The sequence below is a fragment of the Micromonospora sp. CA-248260 genome (assembly GCF_050942205.1).
In the GTDB taxonomy this organism is placed as follows: Bacteria; Actinomycetota; Actinomycetes; order Mycobacteriales; family Micromonosporaceae; genus Micromonospora; species Micromonospora antibiotica.
The window spans coordinates 2,748,395-2,766,267 of sequence record NZ_CP192021.1 but is presented as its reverse complement, the minus strand read 5'-3'; the positions used below and the strand labels follow the sequence as shown (position 1 = coordinate 2,766,267).

General features: G+C 73.1%; 19 protein-coding genes. 5 read left to right on the top strand and 14 right to left on the bottom strand.

The genetic code is table 11. From position 1 onward, the window contains the following. Positions 1-26 precede the first annotated feature (26 nt). Together ACQP2H_RS12190 and ACQP2H_RS12185 are read left to right on the top strand one after the other, a co-directional pair. A complete protein-coding gene (locus ACQP2H_RS12190) occupies positions 27-1,448 on the top strand; it encodes a DHA2 family efflux MFS transporter permease subunit (protein WP_433232794.1) in 1,422 nt (473 codons plus the stop codon). A gap of 9 nt (positions 1,449-1,457) precedes the next feature. Then, positions 1,458-2,408, top strand: coding sequence for a hypothetical protein (locus ACQP2H_RS12185; RefSeq protein WP_363822149.1), 951 nt, complete (start codon positions 1,458-1,460; stop codon positions 2,406-2,408). 6 nt (positions 2,409-2,414) lie between these two features. Here the strand turns inward: ACQP2H_RS12185 and ACQP2H_RS12180 are convergent, their stop codons facing one another. The 6 genes from ACQP2H_RS12180 to ACQP2H_RS12155 all read right to left on the bottom strand — a co-directional run bounded on the left by ACQP2H_RS12180 (position 2,415) and on the right by ACQP2H_RS12155 (position 6,799). Then, positions 2,415-2,675 carry a hypothetical protein gene (locus ACQP2H_RS12180; protein ID WP_219460505.1) on the bottom strand — a complete coding sequence of 87 codons (261 nt, stop codon included), beginning with the start codon at positions 2,673-2,675 and terminating at the stop codon, positions 2,415-2,417. A 175-nt stretch (positions 2,676-2,850) separates the two neighbouring features. Beyond that, positions 2,851-3,111 carry a hypothetical protein gene (locus ACQP2H_RS12175; RefSeq protein ID WP_219460501.1) on the bottom strand — a complete coding sequence of 87 codons (261 nt, stop codon included), beginning with the start codon at positions 3,109-3,111 and terminating at the stop codon, positions 2,851-2,853. A gap of 136 nt (positions 3,112-3,247) precedes the next feature. Next, the gene (locus ACQP2H_RS12170) at positions 3,248-3,658 is read right to left on the bottom strand and encodes a hypothetical protein (RefSeq protein ID WP_219460498.1); all 411 of its coding nucleotides are present in this window, start codon (positions 3,656-3,658) and stop codon (positions 3,248-3,250) included. Between the two features lie 216 nt (positions 3,659-3,874). After that, complete coding sequence (locus tag ACQP2H_RS12165) at positions 3,875-4,561, bottom strand: hypothetical protein (RefSeq protein WP_433232790.1); 687 nt, start codon at positions 4,559-4,561, stop codon at positions 3,875-3,877. Positions 4,562-4,698: 137 nt separating this feature from the next. Continuing rightward, entirely contained in the window at positions 4,699-5,277 is a 579-nt protein-coding gene (locus ACQP2H_RS12160) for a TetR/AcrR family transcriptional regulator (protein WP_219460494.1), read from the bottom strand. A gap of 13 nt (positions 5,278-5,290) precedes the next feature. Next, entirely contained in the window at positions 5,291-6,799 is a 1,509-nt protein-coding gene (locus ACQP2H_RS12155) for an MFS transporter (protein ID WP_219460491.1), read from the bottom strand. A gap of 175 nt (positions 6,800-6,974) precedes the next feature. On the opposite strand from ACQP2H_RS12155, the gene ACQP2H_RS12150 reads away from it, so the two are divergent. Further along, a complete protein-coding gene (locus ACQP2H_RS12150; RefSeq protein ID WP_433232786.1) occupies positions 6,975-7,367 on the top strand; it encodes a YybH family protein in 393 nt (130 codons plus the stop codon). 68 nt (positions 7,368-7,435) lie between these two features. Here ACQP2H_RS12150 and ACQP2H_RS12145 read toward each other — a convergent pair whose 3' ends face one another. The 7 genes from ACQP2H_RS12145 to ACQP2H_RS12115 form a co-directional block, all read right to left on the bottom strand. Further along, a complete protein-coding gene (locus ACQP2H_RS12145; protein WP_219460483.1) occupies positions 7,436-8,317 on the bottom strand; it encodes a fructosamine kinase family protein in 882 nt (293 codons plus the stop codon). Positions 8,318-8,467: 150 nt separating this feature from the next. Beyond that, entirely contained in the window at positions 8,468-9,112 is a 645-nt protein-coding gene (locus tag ACQP2H_RS12140; protein WP_219460477.1) for a hypothetical protein, read from the bottom strand. A gap of 84 nt (positions 9,113-9,196) precedes the next feature. Continuing rightward, the gene (locus tag ACQP2H_RS12135; RefSeq protein ID WP_219460474.1) at positions 9,197-9,592 is read right to left on the bottom strand and encodes a hypothetical protein; all 396 of its coding nucleotides are present in this window, start codon (positions 9,590-9,592) and stop codon (positions 9,197-9,199) included. 36 nt (positions 9,593-9,628) lie between these two features. After that, entirely contained in the window at positions 9,629-10,441 is an 813-nt protein-coding gene (locus ACQP2H_RS12130; RefSeq protein WP_219460469.1) for an ABC transporter ATP-binding protein, read from the bottom strand. Continuing rightward, complete coding sequence (locus ACQP2H_RS12125) at positions 10,438-11,472, bottom strand: FecCD family ABC transporter permease (protein ID WP_219460464.1); 1,035 nt, start codon at positions 11,470-11,472, stop codon at positions 10,438-10,440. The genes ACQP2H_RS12130 and ACQP2H_RS12125 overlap by 4 nt, the downstream gene beginning before the upstream one ends. After that, a complete protein-coding gene (locus tag ACQP2H_RS12120; RefSeq protein WP_363822166.1) occupies positions 11,469-12,509 on the bottom strand; it encodes a FecCD family ABC transporter permease in 1,041 nt (346 codons plus the stop codon). The genes ACQP2H_RS12125 and ACQP2H_RS12120 overlap by 4 nt, the downstream gene beginning before the upstream one ends. Continuing rightward, positions 12,509-13,546, bottom strand: a complete 1,038-nt coding sequence (locus ACQP2H_RS12115; RefSeq protein WP_219460458.1) for an iron-siderophore ABC transporter substrate-binding protein — start codon at positions 13,544-13,546, stop codon at positions 12,509-12,511. Before ACQP2H_RS12115 ends, ACQP2H_RS12120 begins: the two co-directional genes overlap by 1 nt. A 99-nt stretch (positions 13,547-13,645) precedes the next feature. Between ACQP2H_RS12115 and ACQP2H_RS12110 the strand changes: the two genes are divergently transcribed. Together ACQP2H_RS12110 and ACQP2H_RS12105 are read left to right on the top strand one after the other, a co-directional pair. Then, positions 13,646-15,367, top strand: coding sequence for an ABC transporter transmembrane domain-containing protein (locus ACQP2H_RS12110; protein WP_433232778.1), 1,722 nt, complete (start codon positions 13,646-13,648; stop codon positions 15,365-15,367). Beyond that, on the top strand, positions 15,364-17,223 hold the full coding sequence (locus tag ACQP2H_RS12105) for an ABC transporter ATP-binding protein (RefSeq protein WP_433232775.1): 1,860 nt from the start codon (positions 15,364-15,366) through the stop codon (positions 17,221-17,223). Before ACQP2H_RS12110 ends, ACQP2H_RS12105 begins: the two co-directional genes overlap by 4 nt. Here the strand turns inward: ACQP2H_RS12105 and rpsD are convergent. Further along, positions 17,211-17,819, bottom strand: a complete 609-nt coding sequence (rpsD, locus tag ACQP2H_RS12100) for a 30S ribosomal protein S4 (RefSeq protein ID WP_219460451.1) — start codon at positions 17,817-17,819, stop codon at positions 17,211-17,213. The two genes, ACQP2H_RS12105 and rpsD, sit on opposite strands and share 13 nt — an antisense overlap. Positions 17,820-17,873 lie beyond the last annotated feature (54 nt).

The following is a 17,873-nucleotide window of genomic DNA, read 5'->3' as shown; positions in this document are numbered from 1 at the left end:
ATGACCGTACGTATCGGGAGAACCTGGTGAGCGAGCTCAGCCCACGCCGTCGCACCCTGGTGCTGGCGATCTGCTGCGCCAGCATGGTCCTGGTGGTGGTGGACATCTCCATCGTCAACACCGCCCTGCCCCGCATCCGCGACGACCTGGCCGCCACGGTGACCGGCCTGCAGTGGATCATCGACGCCTACACACTGGTGCTGGCCGCCTTCCTCCTGCTGGCCGGTTCCACGGCGGACCGGGTCGGTCGGCGGCGGGTCTTCCAGACCGGCCTCCTCATGTTCGGCGTCGGCTCGCTGCTGTGTGGCGTGTCGCCGGGCATCGGCTGGTTGATCGCGGCGCGGGCCGTGCAGGCCATCGGCGCGACCATGCTGAACCCCGTGGCGATGGCGATCGTCGCGAACACCTTCACCGTCCCCGCCGAACGGGCCAGGGCCATCGGCGTCTTCGGTTCGATGTCCGGCCTGTCGCTCGCGCTGGGCCCCGTCCTCGGCGGTGCGCTGATCGACGGCTTCGGCTGGCGCTCCGTCTTCTGGATCAATGTGCCGTTGGCGCTCGTCGCGTTCGCCCTCACCGCGAGGTACGTGCCGGAGTCGCGCGCGCCGCGGCCCCGCCGGTTCGACCCGGTCGGCCAGCTCCTGGTGATCGCGGTGCTCGGCAGCGTCGTCTACGCGGTCATCGGGTCCAACCGGCAGGGCTGGACGGCACCGGTCATCCTGGGGCTGCTCGTCGTCGCCGCGCTGGCCACGGTCGGCCTCGTCGGGTACGAGGCCCGCCGGGTCGATCCACTGCTGGAGTGGCGGCTGTTCCGCAGCGTGCCGTTCAGCTCGGCGATCCTGATGGCCCTGTTCGCGCTCTGCGCCTTCGGGGCCTTCCTGTTCGTGACCACGCTCTACCTCCAGCACGTCCGCGGCATGTCGGCGCTGACCGCCGGGCTCAGCCTGCTGCCGCTCGGTGCGTCGATCGCGCTGCTCTCGCCGTACACCGGGACGGTGGTCGGGGCCCGTGGGCCGCGCCTGCCGCTGCTCGCCTCGGGGACGGCGCTCGCGCTGGGCGGCCTCACGTCCCTGCTGATCGGGCCGGCCACCCCGCTCGTCGCCGTGCTCGCGAGCTATCTGCTCTTCGGAATCTTCCAGGGCACCCTCAACCCGCCGGTCACCAACACCGCGGTCTCCGGGATGCCGCGTTCGATGGCGGGCCTGGCCACCTCACTCGCCTCGGCGGGCCGTCAGACCGGCACCACCCTGGGGGTCGCGATCGCCGGCACGATGGTGGGCTCGGTCGGTGACGGCACCTCGTTCACCGACTCCACCCGGCCGGTGTGGTGGCTGGTGTCCGGTCTCGGCGTGGGCATCGCCGCCCTGGCGCTGCTCAGCACCGGACGGTGGGCGAGGGGCACCGCTTCGCGGGCCGCCACGCGGTTCGGTGCCGTCGGTCGGGTTGGTTAGCATCGGGCCATGATCGAGGAGCTGGTCCGGAAGGTGTCCGCCGGTGACGACGACGCGGTCGAGGAGTTGTCCCTGATCGCGGACACCGAGCCGGGCAGGCTGACGCCGCACCTGAGCTCGCTTCTCGACCACGACGTGCTGTGGCCGGGAAAGCTGTACCGGGCGGCGGACGCCGACGTGGTCCGCCGGGTCGTGGCGCGCGTCGACGGCGGGCGGACACCGGAGCAGCTCAACCACCTGCTGGTCGTCCTGGCGCACACCGCCCACCCGCTGGCCGAGGACGCCCTACGTCGCTGGTCGGCTCAGCCCCCGCCCGGCGCGGACACGCTGCACGTCGACATCCTGGACTACGCGTCCGAGGGCGGCTGGACGGTCGACCCGCAGGGCCACCGGCGCGACCTGTGCGGGGACACCGCGTACCGGTGGCTCATGCGCGAGGCACCACGGCGGCCGGACGTGGCGATCTGCCCGTGGTGCGCGTCGCCGCTGTGGACGGCTGCGGACCTCGACCCGGCGGACCCCGCCGTCGGTGTCGCGTTGGCGCACACCGGCTGGTCCGGTCGCCTGGTGATCGAGACGTGCCACTTCTGCGCCTGTTACACGACGCTGTACAGCCGGGTCACGCCGGACGGCGGCACCGGCTGGTGGACCGGTAACACCCGCCCCGACCATCTCGGTCCCGCCGGGACGGAGGATCCGCCCGCGCTGCTGCCGGTCCCCGGGGAAGCCCGGGAGAGCCCCTATCAGGCCAGCGCGTGGGACCGGGGCGGTTCGACGCTTGGTGGCCGGCCCGACTGGATCCAGGACGCCGACCACCCCGACTGCCCCGGGTGCCGGCAGCCGATGGACTACGTCGGTCTGGTCGGCGGCGCGGACCTGGACGAGTACGGCGAGGGCGCCTACTACCTGCACCTGCACCGGCCGTGCGGGTTCGCCGCCGTCAACTACCAGCAGAGCTGACCTGCGTCACCCCTGCCGCTCAGCGGCGCTGCGGTGCAGGCGGGCGGCGACGGCGGCACCGATGGTGCCCGTGGGGGTCGTGACGACGACCATGACGCCCATCGTCACGCGGTGGGCGGCACGGGGAGAAGGACCGGTTCGGGCGCGATCATCACCCTGGCGCTGCCGACCGGTCACCCGCTCACCGCGCCGCCACGGCTGCGGCTGGCCGACATCGAGGCCGGGCACCAGCAGGTCGTCCCCGGCGCGTACGTCTACGTCCGCCACGGTGAGCAGCGGCCACCGTTCGCGGACATGGTGCAGATGCTGCGGCAGATCGAACTCGGACGGATGGTCGCGCTGCTGCCCGCCTCGGTGGCCGCCCGGGCGTACCGGACGGGTGCGGTGAACCCGTCCGGTACGCCCGGGCGGGCCGTGGGCCGGGGCCGCCCGTCGTCGGGGCTCAGCCCGCGATCGAGGCCCGGAAGTACCAGCCGTTGTACTGGCTGTCGGGCAGGGTGCGGTAGACGCAGTTGCTGGCCACCTCGCCCCAGTAGCTGGCGTCGATGCGCCACTGCTCGCACTCCTCGTACGTGGCGAAGGCCCCGTTCCAGTCGAACGGCACGGCGGCGGCCGGGGCCGGCTGGACGGTGAAACTGACGGCGGCCGCCGCGGTGGCGACCACCGCGAGTCGGGTGAACCGGCGGCGCATCGGCTGGGGCATGGGGGTCCTTCCGCAGGGGTGACGGGACTGTGACCGATCGTAGATCCACAGTGGCCGATCGCTGATCCACCGTTCGGGCAGGCCCCGGGGACCCGACGCGGGACGGCCGGGCCGCCCTGCGCCGGCACGGGAGGTGTCAGTCGTGGACGCCGACGTGGAAGTTGAAGACCGCACCGTTGCGGGTGAGGGTGAGGTTCCACTTCCCGCCGTTCTTCAGCACCACCGGGTTGACGGTCGGATACCGCTGGAGGAACCAGTCCTCCAACTGCTGCGCCTGCGCGGCGGCGAGCACCCCGACCTCCCCGATCGCCGCTGCCTGGTGCGGTTCCTGGTTGCAGCCGGCGTTGAACCGGTAGCTGGTGTCGCGGTTCCACCGGCCGCTGCCGAGCATCGTGACCGTCACCGGGCCGGAGTGCTGGAACGCCAACTGCGGGACCGCGGGGTCGGCGACGACCACGCCGGGTGGTGTCTCCAGGGACGGGAACGGCACGGCCACCGTCTCGATGACGGCCTGCGATGCCCAGTTGAAGTCGACCTCGAACGGCATGCCCATCCTCCTGACCGGGGTGTCCCGTCCGCCGGCCTGTCGCGACGGCACGTCGACGTGACCCATCATGGGTGGGACCCGAAGTCACATGACGGATACTGTCCGTGCCCGGACACTGCCGGCCAACCGACAGCGTCCGGCACGGACCCGGCCCCGGCGGGCGGTGGCGACGCCGACCGTCGGTTGACGGATCGGTCGTCGCGCCACCGGCCGTCGTCAGCAGGCGGCGCGCTGGCCGGAGTAGTGGACGCCGATCCGGCCGACCACGGTCAGGTCGGTCAGGGCGGTGTCGGCGGCGCGGTTGACGTAGCAGGAGTACCGGTGCTGGTTGATCACCTCAAGGTGGATGTGCGCGCCGCTGTCCCCGTTGACCTGGTAGCAGCTGGAGTACCGGAACCGGCCGGTCTCACCGAGCTTGGTCCACGGGCCGACCGAGGCCCCGACGACGACACCGCCGGGTTTGTCGTTCACGTGCATCACGTCCGCCCGGCCGATGATCCCACCGGTCGTGGTGTCCCGGGCTTCGAGTCCGATCCGGTAGCCGCCGTCGGCGAGGTTGCCGGTCGCGCAGCCCGGACGGACGGTGACCACGGTGACCGCGACCGGGTGCCCGGCCGCCGTCTTGGTGCCGAACGGGGAGACGACGGTGGCTCCCGGGTTGCGGTAGATGTCGACCGCCCAGTCGTTGGTGTAGCCCCAGTTGCCGAACACGATGTGGTGGTTGGCCGGCCCGGACCCGCCGAACCTGTTCCAGGTGGACGAGTCCTGGATCGGTGGGTACACCGCGATCGCGTCGGCGGTGTCGTGCGCGGCGGCCGGGGTCGCCGGTACGGCGACGGCTCCCAGCACGAGCGCGAGCGCGAGCGCGAGCGCGCCGAGCGTACGGGCGATACGGAACCTCATCGTGCCTCCGAAAGGGTGTGCGGAGCGGAACGAAACCACCTCGCCGATCGACGAGAGTGGATGAGGATACCGCCGGTGGCGGGACGTGGAACAGCCGCCGACGTCGCGGCCGTGACGGGCCGTGCGGGTCGCCCGGCTCAGGGCGTGAGCGTCTCCCACAGGTGCGGGTTCCGGGTCAGGTGCAGCAGCCGCTCCACCAGCCGTCGGTGGGCCGGGGTGTGCGTCGGGGCGCCCCACAACGGCGCGGTGCTCATGCCATCCGCCGCCGCCACCACGAGCGCCAGCACCTCGGCGGGCAGCCCGTCGGCGGCGAGGGCCGCCTCCAGCCGTTCCGCGTCGGCCCGGGCGAGTTCGGCGACCGCGGGCACCGTCATGAGCTGGGTGATCAGCGACAGCGATGCGCGTACCGTGGCGTCGTCGGCGGGCGCCACCGCCGCGCGCAGGTAGGCCCGGGTCAGTCGTCCCGGTGCGGTGTCGCTGGGGTCCAGCGCGGCGTCGATGCTCGCCTGGAAGGCGGCGAGCTGATCGCGGGCCAACTCGGCGATCAACTCGTCCTTGCTGGCGAAGTGGTAGATCAGCCCACCCTTGGACACCCCGGCGAAGCGGGCGATGTCGTCCAGCGAGGCGTGGATCCCCCGGGCGCGCACGGCGTCCGCGGCGGCGTCCAGCAGGGCACGTCGGGTGGCCTGCGGCGACCGGCCGGCGGTACGTCCCACGGCGACACCGTACCTACGGCCGGGGCGGGCGCGGCGACGGGATCAGCGCCCACGCCAGCACGGCCGCGCCGAGGGTCAGCACCGCCGCGACCGACGAGCTGACCTGCACTCCGGTGATGAAGGCGTCCCGCGCACCGGCGGTGGACTGCGGCGGGAGCACCTGCAACGCCGAGCCCAGCGAGTCACGGACCCGGGCCGCGTCCCCGGCCGGCAGTCCGGCCGGCACGCTCACCGCGTGGCGGTAGACCAGCGACAGCAGGGAGCCCAGCACCGCGATGCCCAGCACCACACCGAGTTCGTTGGCGGTCTCGGTGATCGCCGAGACGGAACCGGCCTTGCGTGGTGGCGCGGCCGAGAGGATGGCGTCGCCGGTCAGCGTCATCGCCAGTCCGATGCCGAGGCCGATCGGCACCAGCGCCAACCCGAGCCAGAGGTACGGCGCGTGCGCGGCCGCCGCCACCGCGCCCAGCCCCGCGGCGGCGAGGCCCAGGCCGAGCGCGATGGCCCGGCCCCGGCCGAACCGGGCCACGACCAACGCGATGATCACGACGACGACGATCGAGGCCAGGGTGGCGGGCAACTCGGCCAGACCCGCCTGCAACGGGCTGAACCCCCGGGCGAACTGGAGGTACTGCGAGAAGAAGAAGAGCATGCCGACCAGTGCGAAGATGGCGATCACGTTGGCGACGACCGCCCCGACGAACGCCGGGTTGCCGAACAGTTCGACGTCGAGCATGGGCTGTTCCAGCCGCCGCTGCCGCCTGACGAACAGCACGCCGGCGACCAGCCCGGCCAGCAGGCAGGCCACGGTCACGCCGTCGAGGCCGGCCCCGACCACGTGCTTGACGGCGTACACCAGGGGCACGACCGCCGTCATGGACAGCACGGCGGAGAGCACGTCGAAGCGGCCCGGTCGCGGGTCCCGGGACTCCGGGAGCAGCAGCAGACCGGAGACCACCACCAGGACCATCACGGGCACGTTGATGAGGAACACCGAGCCCCACCAGAAGTGTTCCAGCAGGAACCCGCCCACCAGCGGCCCGATCGCCGACCCGGCCCCGAAGGCGGTGGACCAGATGGCGATGGCCCGGGTCCGTTCGCCGCTGTCGGGGAAGATGTTGCGGATCAGCGACAGGGTGGACGGCATCAGCGTCGCGCCGGCCACACCGAGCAGCAGACGCGCCCCGATCAGCGCGGGCGCGCTGGGGGCGAACGCGGCCAGCAGCGATGCCGCACCGAAGGCCACCGAACCGATCAGCAGGACCCGTTTGCGTCCGAACCGGTCGGCCAGGTTGCCCATCAGCACCAGCAGCCCCGCCAGGGTCAGCGAGTAGATGTCACCGATCCAGAGGACCTGTTCCGCGGTCGGTGCCAGGCTCGCGGTCAGCGCCGGCACCGCCAGGGAGAGCACCGTCCCGTCGACGGCGAGCAGCAGCACCGCCGCGGCCAGCACGGCCAGCGCCGCCCACCGTCGGCGGGTCGACAGCGCCGCTGCGGCGACCGGGGTCGAGGGCGTGATCATGCCGGAACTGTACCGACCAGCCGGTACAGTTTGTCAGGGTGACGTACCGCACTCCCGCCTGTCGGCCTTCCCGGCCGCTCCCGGCGCGATCGCGGCGGCAGCGCCGCCGGTCCGCTGCCCGCGGTGTGGGCGGTGTGCGGCACTCCATCGTCTGCCGGATGGCAGGGTGGAACACATGGACAGGAAGCATGTCGACGACTGGCTCGTCGCCTACGAGCGGGCCTGGCGGACGGCGGGTACGGACACCCTCGGCGCGCTCTTCACCGAGGACGCGAGCTACCAGCAGGGGCCCTACCTGACCCCCGTGGTGGGTCTGCCGGCCATCGCCCGGATGTGGGAGGCGCAGCGCAAGGGCCCCGACGAGGTGTTCCGGATGACCAGCGCGATCGTCGCGGTCGACGGCGACACCGCCGTGTCCCGCCACGAGGTGCACTACGGCGACCCGGTCAGGCAGGAGTACCGCGACCTGTGGGTGATGCGCTTCGCCGACGACGGGCGGTGCCGGTCGTTCGAGGAATGGCCGTTCTGGCCGGATCGGCAGCCGCCCGCGGTGCCGTCGGGATCGTGACGGCGCCCGGCCGCCCAGGTCGGCCGCCGGCTCCCGGGACGTTCCCGGTGCTCGACGATCGCGGCCGGTCAGGCCCGCGACCGGAACGGGGCGAGCGTGGCGCGGATCGTCTCGGCGGCACCCCAGTCGTCGTCGAACTGGGCCAGCACCGCCAGGTGTTGCCGCAGTTGGATGATCGGCATGCGGTCCCGCCAGTCGGCGTCGAGGCCGGTCAGCTCGGCATAGACGGCGAAGAACCGACGCGACTGCGGTGGCGCAGCCGTGGTCCACAGGTGGGCCAGGTCCACCTCAGCCCACAGGTACGACACCGCCGGGTCGATCAACGCCGCCTGTCCGTCCCCGGTGGACAGCACGTTCTGCGACCAGAGGTCGCCGTGCGTCAGGCACGCCGGCCGGTCCGGCAGCAGCTCGGGCAGCCGGGCGCACAGCCGTTGCATCGCGGCCCGGTCGGCGGCACCGAGCGCCGCCTCGACCCTGGGCTCGGAGAGCCAGCGCAGCAGACGGCGTTCGGCGAAGAAGGCGAAGCCGTCGTCGGCCCAGGTGTTGACCTGCCGGCGACGCCCCAACCAGTTGTCGCGGTGCCAGCCGAAGCGGGGGTGGACGGTGCTGGTGTGCAGGTGGGCGAGCGCGTGAGCGAACCGCTCCCAGAAGGCCCCGTCCTGCGGCCTCGGCGACAGCAGCGACAGCACCAGCAGTTCGTGGTTCGCCACGAGCACGTCGGGGGTCGCCAGGCCGCCCAGTTCCCGCAGGGCCGTCAGCCCGTCGGCCTCCGCGACGAACGCGTCGCCGTCGGGTGGATCGGCGAAGGTCTTGACGAAGACCGGTGGCGCGTCCCTGCGGTGGGCGATCCCGGCGAGCGCGGCGAGGCCACCGCTCACCGGCTCGACCGTGACGACGTCCCCGATCCCGGCCCGCACCAACCGTTCGGCGAGCAGTTCCGTCGCGGGCATCGGTGCGCTCCGTCCGGGTCGGGGTGCGGCGGGTCCACCATGGCATTCCCCGTCGCGCACCGCAGCCCCGCCGGCCGGTCGACGCCGCACGGGCACGACCCGGGTGGCGCGGGTACGCCGGACCGAACCGGGTGGCTGGCCCGGCCCCGGTCACCCGCCGGTGCCCTCCTGCGCGCCGTCGTGCTGGTCGCCGTCCAGGTAGACGTGCTGGTGGCCGTGGCCGGCGTCGACGTTGACCTGATCGAGTTGGGTAGCGGCGACGGACCAGGCGGCGGCGGCCTGCTCCGCCTGCCGTTTCGCCAGTGCCGTCAGCGCCGCCCGCTGCCCGGGTGGCCCGGTGACCGCGAGGAGGTACGACTCGACGGCCAGGGACGTCTGCTCCACGGCACCACGCAGACCACCGCGTGCCACGTTGGTCGCCGTGCTGCCCGACGGTGGGTCGGCGAACGGCTCCGCCGCCCGCAGCACGGTCTGCTGCCACTGGCGTGCCTGCTGCTGGTCGGCGGTCGGCCCGGCCCGCAGGGCGTCGAGCACGGGGGTGATCTCGTCGCGGAGGCGTCGGGCGGTGGCCGTCAGCTCGGTGATCTGCTGGGCGTCCCGCTTCGCCTCGGCCCGGCGCAGGTCGGCGATGGCCGACTCGGTGGCGTCCGGTCGACCGACCGTGTATCCGATGCCGCCACCGACCAGGGCGACGACCAGCCCGATCGCGGCGACGACGGCGAGCCGGGACGGCCGGCGGCGTGGTGAAGGCGACGCGGCCAGCAGATACGAGGGCCTACCGGTACGACGCGACACGTCATCTCCCTGCTCGACGGGGACTGGTCGCAGCATAGTGCCGTCCGGCCGGCGGCGGGTCGGCCGTTTGCCGACCCGCCGGGGTCACCGCAGCGCCACCACTGCGTCGGTGCCCCCCTGGTGACGCAGCACGGTCTCCGGTGCCGGATCGTGGCGCAGCAGCGTGTGCCGGATGAGGTCGGTGCCGGCGGCGAGATCGTCGAAGACCGCGATGTCCACGCTGACGGCGTGGGTGACGTAGCCACCGGAGGCGTCCCGGCGCATGCTGCTGCCACTCTGCTCGGCGTGGCCCAGGCCCCGGTCGCGCAGCGCCCGGTCGAGGTCGCGGGTCACCGTGGTGGCGTACCCGCGCGAATCGGGCCGTCCGCCGACCTCCAGGTGCAGGTCCAGCCGGTAGCGGCGGGCCACCCGCAGCGCACTCGGGCCGAACCACCGGGTGCAGATCCACGACGGCGAGGGTGGGACAGGGGACCTCCGCAACCCGTACCGGCCGACCCGGCGGGGCTCGTCGTGGGGCTAGGTGCGAGCGGCCGAGACGTGATGGCGACCGATCGGCAGCATCAACGGCCGGCCGGAGACCGGATCGACGATGACCCGACTGTCCAGGCCGAAGACGGCCCGGACGCACTCCTCGGTCAGCACCTCGGTCGGCGGCCCCGCCGCGTACAGGCCACCGTCGGCCAGCGCGATGAGGTGGCCGGCGTAGCGGGCGGCCATGTTCAGGTCGTGCAGCACCATCACGATCGTGGTGCCGCGGGTGGCGTTGAGGTCGGTGAGCAGGTCGAGCACCTCGACCTGGTGGCTGACGTCGAGGAAGGTGGTCGGCTCGTCGAGCAGCAGCAGTTCGGTCTGTTGGGCCAGCGCCATCGCGATCCACACCCGTTGCCGCTGCCCGCCGGAGAGTTCGTCGACCGACCGGTCGGCCAGGTCGGCGGTGTGGGTGGCGTCGAGGGCGGCGGCCACCGCACGGTCGTCGTCCCCGCTCCAGCGGGACAGCAGTCGCTGGTGCGGGTTGCGGCCCCGACCGACCAGGTCGGCCACGGTGATGCCCTCCGGGGCGATCGGTGACTGGGGCAGCAGGCCGAGGGTGCGGGCCAGCTCCTTGGCCGGCGTCCGGTGCACCTGCCGGCCGTCGAGCATGACGTGACCGGCGCGCGGGGCGAGCAGTCGCGACATCGACCGCAGCAGCGTCGACTTCCCGCAGGCGTTGGCGCCGACGATCGCGGTGATCCGGCCGGGCGGGACGAGCAGGTCGAGCGATTCGATGACGACGCGGTCGCCGTAGCCGACGGTCAGTTTCTCCGTCGTCAGGGCGTGGTCGGTGGTCACAGCGAGCCTCCGGCGCGGTTCGTGCGGACGAGCAGGTAGATGAGGTACGGGGCACCGAGCACCCCGGTGATCACCCCCACAGGGAAGCGGATGTCGAAGGCGAACTGGCCGAGGAAGTCGGCGACCAGCACCAGCAACGCGCCGACGAGGGCGGACGGCACCAGCGGTGAGCCGCCGACGCCGACCAGCCGGGCGGCGATCGGCCCGGCCAGGAAGGCCACGAACGCGATCGGCCCGGTGGCCGAGGTGGCGAACGCGATCAGGCCGACGGCCGCGACGATCGAGACCAGCCGGGTACGTTCCAGCCGGGTGCCGAGCGCTGCGGCGGTGTCGTCGCCGAGTTGCAGCATGGTCAGGTTCCGGGCCTGGCTCAGCAGCACCGGGCCGAACAGGGCCAGCGCGGCCAGCACCGGAACGGTCTCGTCCCAGGTGGAGCCGTTGAGGCTGCCGTTGAGCCAGCGGGTCGCCGCCTGCAGGTCCCACTGGCCGGCCTGGTTGAGGACGTACGAGGTGGCGCTGTTGAGCATGGCGGCGATGCCGATGCCGATCAGCACCAGCCGGGTGCCGGCCACCCCGTCGGTGAACGACAGCAGGTAGATGAGCACGGCGACGCCGAGCGCGGCGACGATGGCGAAGATCGAGACGCCGGTCTCGCCGAGGCCGAGCACGATGATGCCGAAGGCCGCCGCAGCGCTCGCCGCCGAGCTGATGCCGATGATGTCGGGGCTGGCCAGCGGGTTGCGCAACATGGTCTGGAAGGTGACGCCGCCCATGCCGAAGCAGAGCCCGGTCGCCAGGGCCAGGACGGTGCGGGGCAGCCGGAGTTCACCGACGGTGAACGACGCGCCGGGCACGGTCTCGCCGAGGATCACCCGCAGCACGTCGCCGGGCGGGTAGAACGTCTGCCCGACCATCAGCGAGACGACGACCAGCGCGGCCACCGCCGCCGAGAGTGCGGTCAGCACGGCACGGCGTCGTCGGCTGCGCCGGACCCGGCCGCGGGTGACGGCCCTCAGGGTCGTGGTGCTCACAGTTCGCGTACCTTCTGCCGGCGGACGATGTAGATGAAGAAGGGGGCGCCGATCAGGGCGGTGATGATCCCGGCCTCGATCTCGTCGGGGCGGTTCACCACCCGTCCGGCGACGTCCGCGACGGTCAGCAGCACCGCGCCGACCAGGGTCGCGAACGGCAGCAGCCAACGGTGGTCGAGTCCGACGAGCAGCCGGCACAGGTGCGGGACGATGAGGCCGACGAAGGCGATCGGTCCGGCGACCGCGGTGGCCGCGCCGCAGAGCACCACCGCGCCGGCGGCGGCGATCCCGCGGACCAGGGCGACGCGTTCGCCGAGGCCGGCGGCGAGTTCGTCGCCGAGCGCGAGGGAGTTGAGTGCCCGGGCGCACAGCAGGCAGCTGGCCAGCCCGGCGAGCAGGAACGGCAGGACCTGGCCGATGCTGTCCCAGCTGGCCCCGCCGACGCCGCCGACCTGCCAGGACTGGAAGTTCTCGGCGATGTCGCCACGCGGCAGCACGACCGCGACCACCAGCGAGGCGAGGGCGGCGGAGGTGGCCGCCCCGGCCAGGGCGATCTTGAGGGGGGTGGCGCCGCCGCGACCGAGTGAGCCGACCGCGTAGACGAACAGCGCGGACACCGCCGCTCCGGCGATGGCGACCCAGATGTACATGGTGGCGGTGTACAGGCCGACGGTGGTCATGGCGACGGCGATGGCCAGCATCGCGCCCATGTTCACCCCGAGGATCCCCGGGTCGGCGAGCGGGTTGCGGGTGACGCCCTGCATCACGGCCCCGGACAGGGCCAGTGCCGCGCCGACCAGGGCCGCGAGCACCGTCCGGGGCAGGCGTTTGACCACGGCCGCCTGGTCGAGGGTGTCGTGGGTGCCGCCGAGTGCGGCGGTGATGTCGGCCCAGCCGACGATCCGGGAACCGAAGGCGACCGACGCGATCAGGGCCAGGGTCAGCGCGGCGAGGACGACCAGGAGCCAGGTCAGGCGGGTCCGGGCCGGACGTCGCAGCAGGGCGACGTCCGGCCCGGAGGTGGCTGCACCGGTCATCAGAGCTTGTCGGCGGCTTTGCCGAGCAGATCGACGTAGTCCTTGAGGACGAACGAGACGCCCAGGGGTGTCGGGTTGGCGGCGGTGGCGACGGGGGTGCTGCCGGGCAGCGTGACGAAGGAGCCGCGCTTGATCGCGGGGATCTTGGACAGCAGCGGGTCCTTCTGGAGGGTGGCCAGGGTGGTGCCGTCGGCGTCGCCGTAGGTCACGATGATGTCGACGTCGCTGAGGTTCTGCACCTGCTCGGCGCTCTGGGTGAGGCTGAACTCCTTGGTCGCGGCGGAGGCCTTCGCGATGCTCTGCGGGTGCGTCATGCCGAGGTCGGTGAAGAACTGGGCCCGGGTGTCGTTCGTGGTGTAGAAGCTGATCTTGCTGAGGTCGGTCGGGTCGAGGTGGGTCAGGAACATCGCCGACCGGCCGGCCAGTTTCGGGTAGCGGGCGGCCTCGTCCTTCATCTGCTTCTCGATCTTCGCGATCAGCGCGTCACCCTCGGTGGCCAGGCCGAGGGCCTTGCTCTCCAGCTTGATGCTGTCGCGCCACGAGGTGGCCCAGGGCGCCTGCGGGTACGCGACGACCGGCGCGATCTTCGTCAGGGTGTCGTAGTCCTGCTTGGTCAGGCCGGAGTACGCGGCCAGGATGACGTCCGGCCTGGTGTTCGCCACCGCCTCGAAGTCGATGCCGTCGGTCTCGTCGAACAGCACCGGGGTCGACGCGCCGAGTTCCTTGAGTCGTGCGGCGTCCCAGGGCAGCAGCCCGTCGCCGTCCTCGTCGCCGAAGTTGGCCTTGGCGTAGCCGACCGGGACGACGCCCAGGGCGAGGGGGACCTCGTGGTTGGCCCAGTTGACGGTGGCGACCCGCTCCGGCTTCTTGTCGATCGTGGTGGTGCCCAGCGCGTGGGTGACGGTGAGCGGGAAGGTCGCCGTCGCGGGCCCGGACGCGGCGGGCTTCCCGTCGGGGTCGGACGACCCGCCGCAGGCGGCGAGGGCGAGCGTGGTGGCGACCGCGACGATTCCGGTGAGCAACCGGGAGGGGCGCATACGGAGTACTCCAACTCACATAGTAAGGACAGGCTTACCTAATACTTGATCGGTAAAGTACTCCACGTTCCTGAGCCGTTGACCAGGGGGTATGAGGCAGTGAGCAAGATCAGTGCTGGCACCGTCATCCTGCGTAGGGCGGTCGCCCGCAACGGGCGACGCCTCTGGAGCGGAACGGCACTGGCCGGCGTCTACCAGCTCTGCGCGGCCCTGGTGCCGATCCTCATCGGCGTCATCGTCGACCGGGGCGTCGCCACCGGCGACCTGACCGCACTGCTCGTCTGGATCGCCGTCCTGGCGGCGGTCTACCTGGTCCTGGCGGTGACCTACCGCTTCGGCGCGCGACGCCTGCAACGGGCCATCGCCGAGGAGGGTCACCAACTGCGGGTCGAGCTGGCGGCGCGGATCCTGCACCCACGCGTGCTCCGGGCCGAACGGCACACCGGCGACCTGCTCGCGGTCACCACCACCGACGCCGAGTACACCTCCTACCTGCTCGACCACATCCCCCGGATCACCAGCGCCCTGGTGGCGGTCACGGTCAGCGCGGTCGCGCTGCTGCTGATCTCGCCACCGCTCGGACTGACCGTGCTGGTCGCCATCCCGGTCGTGCTGGCGGTCCTCAACCGCACCGCGCCGCTGATCGCCCGACGTGTCAAGGAGCAACAGGATCAGGCCGGCCGGGCCACCGCGCTCGCCACCGACCTGGTGACCGGGCTGCGGGCGTTGCGCGGCATCGGCGCGCAGGACGCCGCAGTCGAGCGGTACCACCGGGTGAGCCGCCACGCCCTGGCGGCCACGCTGCGCGCCTCCCGGACCCAGAACGCCTACCTGGGCGCGTCCACGATGCTGAGCGCCCTGCTGTCCGGAGGCATCGCGCTCACGGCGGGCTGGTTCGCGCTCACCGGCCGCATCACGGTCGGCCAGTTCATCACGGTGATCGGCTCCGCGCAGTTCCTCGTCGAACCGTTCGGCGTGCTCGCGGTCGTACCCAGTTGGACCGCTGCCGCCCGCGCGGCGGCGGAGCGGGTCGCCGCCGTCGTCGGGGCCGACGTGGTCCTGCCGCCGGGTGCCGCCGTGCCCCGCAGCAGCGGCCACGAGCTGCGCCTGACCGACGTGACGTACGGCCCGCTCGCCGGGCTGCGCCTGCACGTGCGCGGCGGGGAGTTCGTCGGTGTGGTGGCTCGCCGACCGGCGGACGCCGAGGCGCTGGCGCGGCTGCTGGCGGTGCCCGACGGTCACACGGGTGACGTCCTGCTCGGCGGCGAACGGCTCGAGGCCGTGGACCGGGGCCGGGCGCGGCAGGTGCTGCACAGCGAACCGCACCGCACCGACCTGTTCACCGGCACCCTCGCCTCGAACATCGCCCTGCGCGACGACGGAGGGCGGCACGACGACGGACGGCACGACTGCGGACGGCTCGACGAGGCCCTGCGCGCCGCTGCCGCCGCCGAGGTGGCACACCTGCACCCGGAGGGCCTACGCATGCCGGTCACCGAACGCGGCGCGAACCTCTCCGGCGGCCAGCGTCAACGTGTCGCGCTCGCCCGCGCGTTGCTCGCCGCGCCGCCGCTGCTGGTCCTGCACGACCCGACCACCGCCGTCGACGCGGTCACCGAACGGGCCGTCGCCGACGGCATCCGCGCCCTGCGGCACGGTTCGGATGCCGGCTACGGCACCGTCGTCATCACCACCAGCCCGACGCTGCTGGCCGCCACCGACCGGGTGGTGTTCATCGGGGACGGCGCCGTCGCCGCCGAGGGTACGCACGCCGAACTCGTCAGCCACGACGACAGCTACCGCCGGACGGTGCTGCGGTGACCCACCCGATCCTGCCCGTGGCCGGCCCGCGCGCGAGCAGGGCGTGGCTCGGTGCGCAACTACGGGCCCGCCCGGGCGGCACCGGCGGCACCCTGGTCGTCGGGCTGCTCGCCGCCGCCACGGCGATCGTCCCCGCATACGCCCTGGGCCTGCTGGTCGACCGGGTCCGGGCCGGTGGCGGCACCGACGCGCTCGTGCCGGTCGCCGTGGTCATCGTGGCCGCGGCGGTCGTCGGCGGCGTGGCCACCGGCGTCAGCGCCCACCTGATCCGCCGGTTGGGTGCGGGGATCCTCGCCGACCTGCGTGAACGTGCCCTGGACGCCGCGCTGCGCCTGCCGGCGGCGGTGCTCGACCGGGCGGGCCGGGGCGACCTGGTCTCGCGGGTCGGTGCGGACGTCAGCGCCATCGACCGGGCCGTCACCGAGGTTCTGCCCACCCTGGTCTCGGCCCTGCTGCTGGCGGCGATCAGCCTCGGCACGATGATCGGCATCGACTGGCGGCTGGGGCTGGCCGGCGCGGTCGCCGTCCCGCTCCATGTGCTCGGCCTGCGGTGGTACCTCCCCCGGGCCGCGCCGGCCTACGCGGCGGAGCGGGTCGCCATCGCGCAGCGGTCGCAGCAGTTCGTCGAGAGTGTGCAGGGCATCCGTACGGTGCACGCCTACCGGCTGGAGGACCGGCACCTCGCCGGCATCACGGCGGTCTCGGCCCGCGCGCGGGACATCTCGACGAGCGTGTTCGCCCTCTACACCCGTTTCGTGGGCCGCATCCACGGGGCGGAGCTGGCCGGGCTCGGCGCGGTGCTGGCGGTGGGATTCCTGCTCGTCCGCCGGGACGCCGTCACTCTCGGCGAGGTCTCCGCGGCCGCGCTGCTGCTGCACCGCCTGTTCGGCCCGGTGCTGCACCTGATGGTCACCTTCGACAAGGCCCAGGATGCGGGGGCGAGCCTGGCCCGTCTCGTCGGTGTGCTCGGCACGGACCCCGAAGGCCGTGGCGGCGGCACCGCGCCGACGGCGCACGACCTCGTCCTGACCGGCGTCGGCTTCAGCTACGACGGGGCCACGCCGGTGCTGCGCGACGTCTCCCTGCGGGTCGGGTCGGGCCAGGTCGTCGCGCTGGTCGGGTCCACCGGCGCCGGGAAGACCACGGTCGCGTCGATCGCCGCCGGGGCCCTGCGCCCCGGGCACGGAACGGCCACCCTGGGCGGCGTACCCGTCACCGAGCTGCCCGCCCGGACGGTCGCCCTGGTCAGTCAGGAGACCCACGTGTTCGCCGGGCCCCTCGACGAGGACCTGCGGTTGGCCCGCCCGCACGCCACACCGGAGGAACTCACCGCGGCCCTGGCCCGCGTCGGTGCCCTGACCTGGGTGCTCGCGCTCCCCGAGGGCCTGGGCACGGTGGTCGGTGAGGGCGGCCACCCGCTGACTGCGGCGCAGGCGCAGCAGTTGGCGCTGGCCCGGGTGGTGCTGCTCGACCCCGCGGTGGTGGTGCTGGACGAGGCGACCGCCGAGGCGGGCAGCGCGGGTGCGCGCGACCTCGAACAGGCCGCCGCCGCGGCGTTGGCGGGACGCACCGCCCTGGTCGTCGCCCACCGCCTCACCCAGGCCGTGGCCGCGGACCACATCATCGTCATGGACCATGGCGAGATCGTCGAGAGTGGTCCGCACGCCGATCTGGTCGGTGCGGGGGCAAGCTACGCCCGGCTGTGGGCGGCGTGGACCGCCCGGGCCGCCGACGGTCCCGGGCCGACCCGCACCGACGCCGCTGCGGGGCCCGTGGTGGGCAGCGGCGACCCGCCGGTGCCGCAGCGGCGGCAGGTGCGGAGGGACGGGCCGCCGCTGACCGCTCAGCGGGAGTAGAACTCCACCACGAGCTGCTCGTCGCAGACCACCGGCACCTCGTGCCGGGCGGGCTCGCGCAGCAGCGTGGCGCGCAGCCCGGTCAGCTCCACCGACAGGTACGGGCGGGGTCGGTCGTCGGCGTGCGCGCCGGTGGCGGCGAGCTGGAACGGTGGCAGGGCGCGGCTGCGCTCGCGTACCGCGACCACCTGGCCGGGCCGCAGCCGGTACGAGGGCCGGTCGACCTTGTGCCCGTCGACGGTGAAGTGGCCGTGTCCGACGAGCTGGCGTGCCTGGTAGATGCTGCGGGCCAGCCCGGCCCGGAGCACCACCGCGTCGAGTCGCCGTTCCAGGAGGGCGACCAGCGACTCACCGGTCTTCCCGGCGCCCCGGGCGGCCTCGTCGAACGTCCGGCGCAGTTGGGCCTCGCTGACGTTGTACTGGTGGCGCAGCCGCTGCTTCTCCAGCAGCCGGACCTGGTAGTCGGAGGTCTTGCGCCGGTTGCGACCGTGCACACCCGGCGGGTAGGGACGTCGCTCGAAGTACCGCACGCACTTGCGGGTGAGCGGGATGCCGAGCGCGCGGGAGAGCCGGGCCTTGGGGCGGGGGTGGTTCACGTTCGACGTCTCCGATCGAATGGTCTAGCCTGCAACTTAGGTAAGGCTAACCTA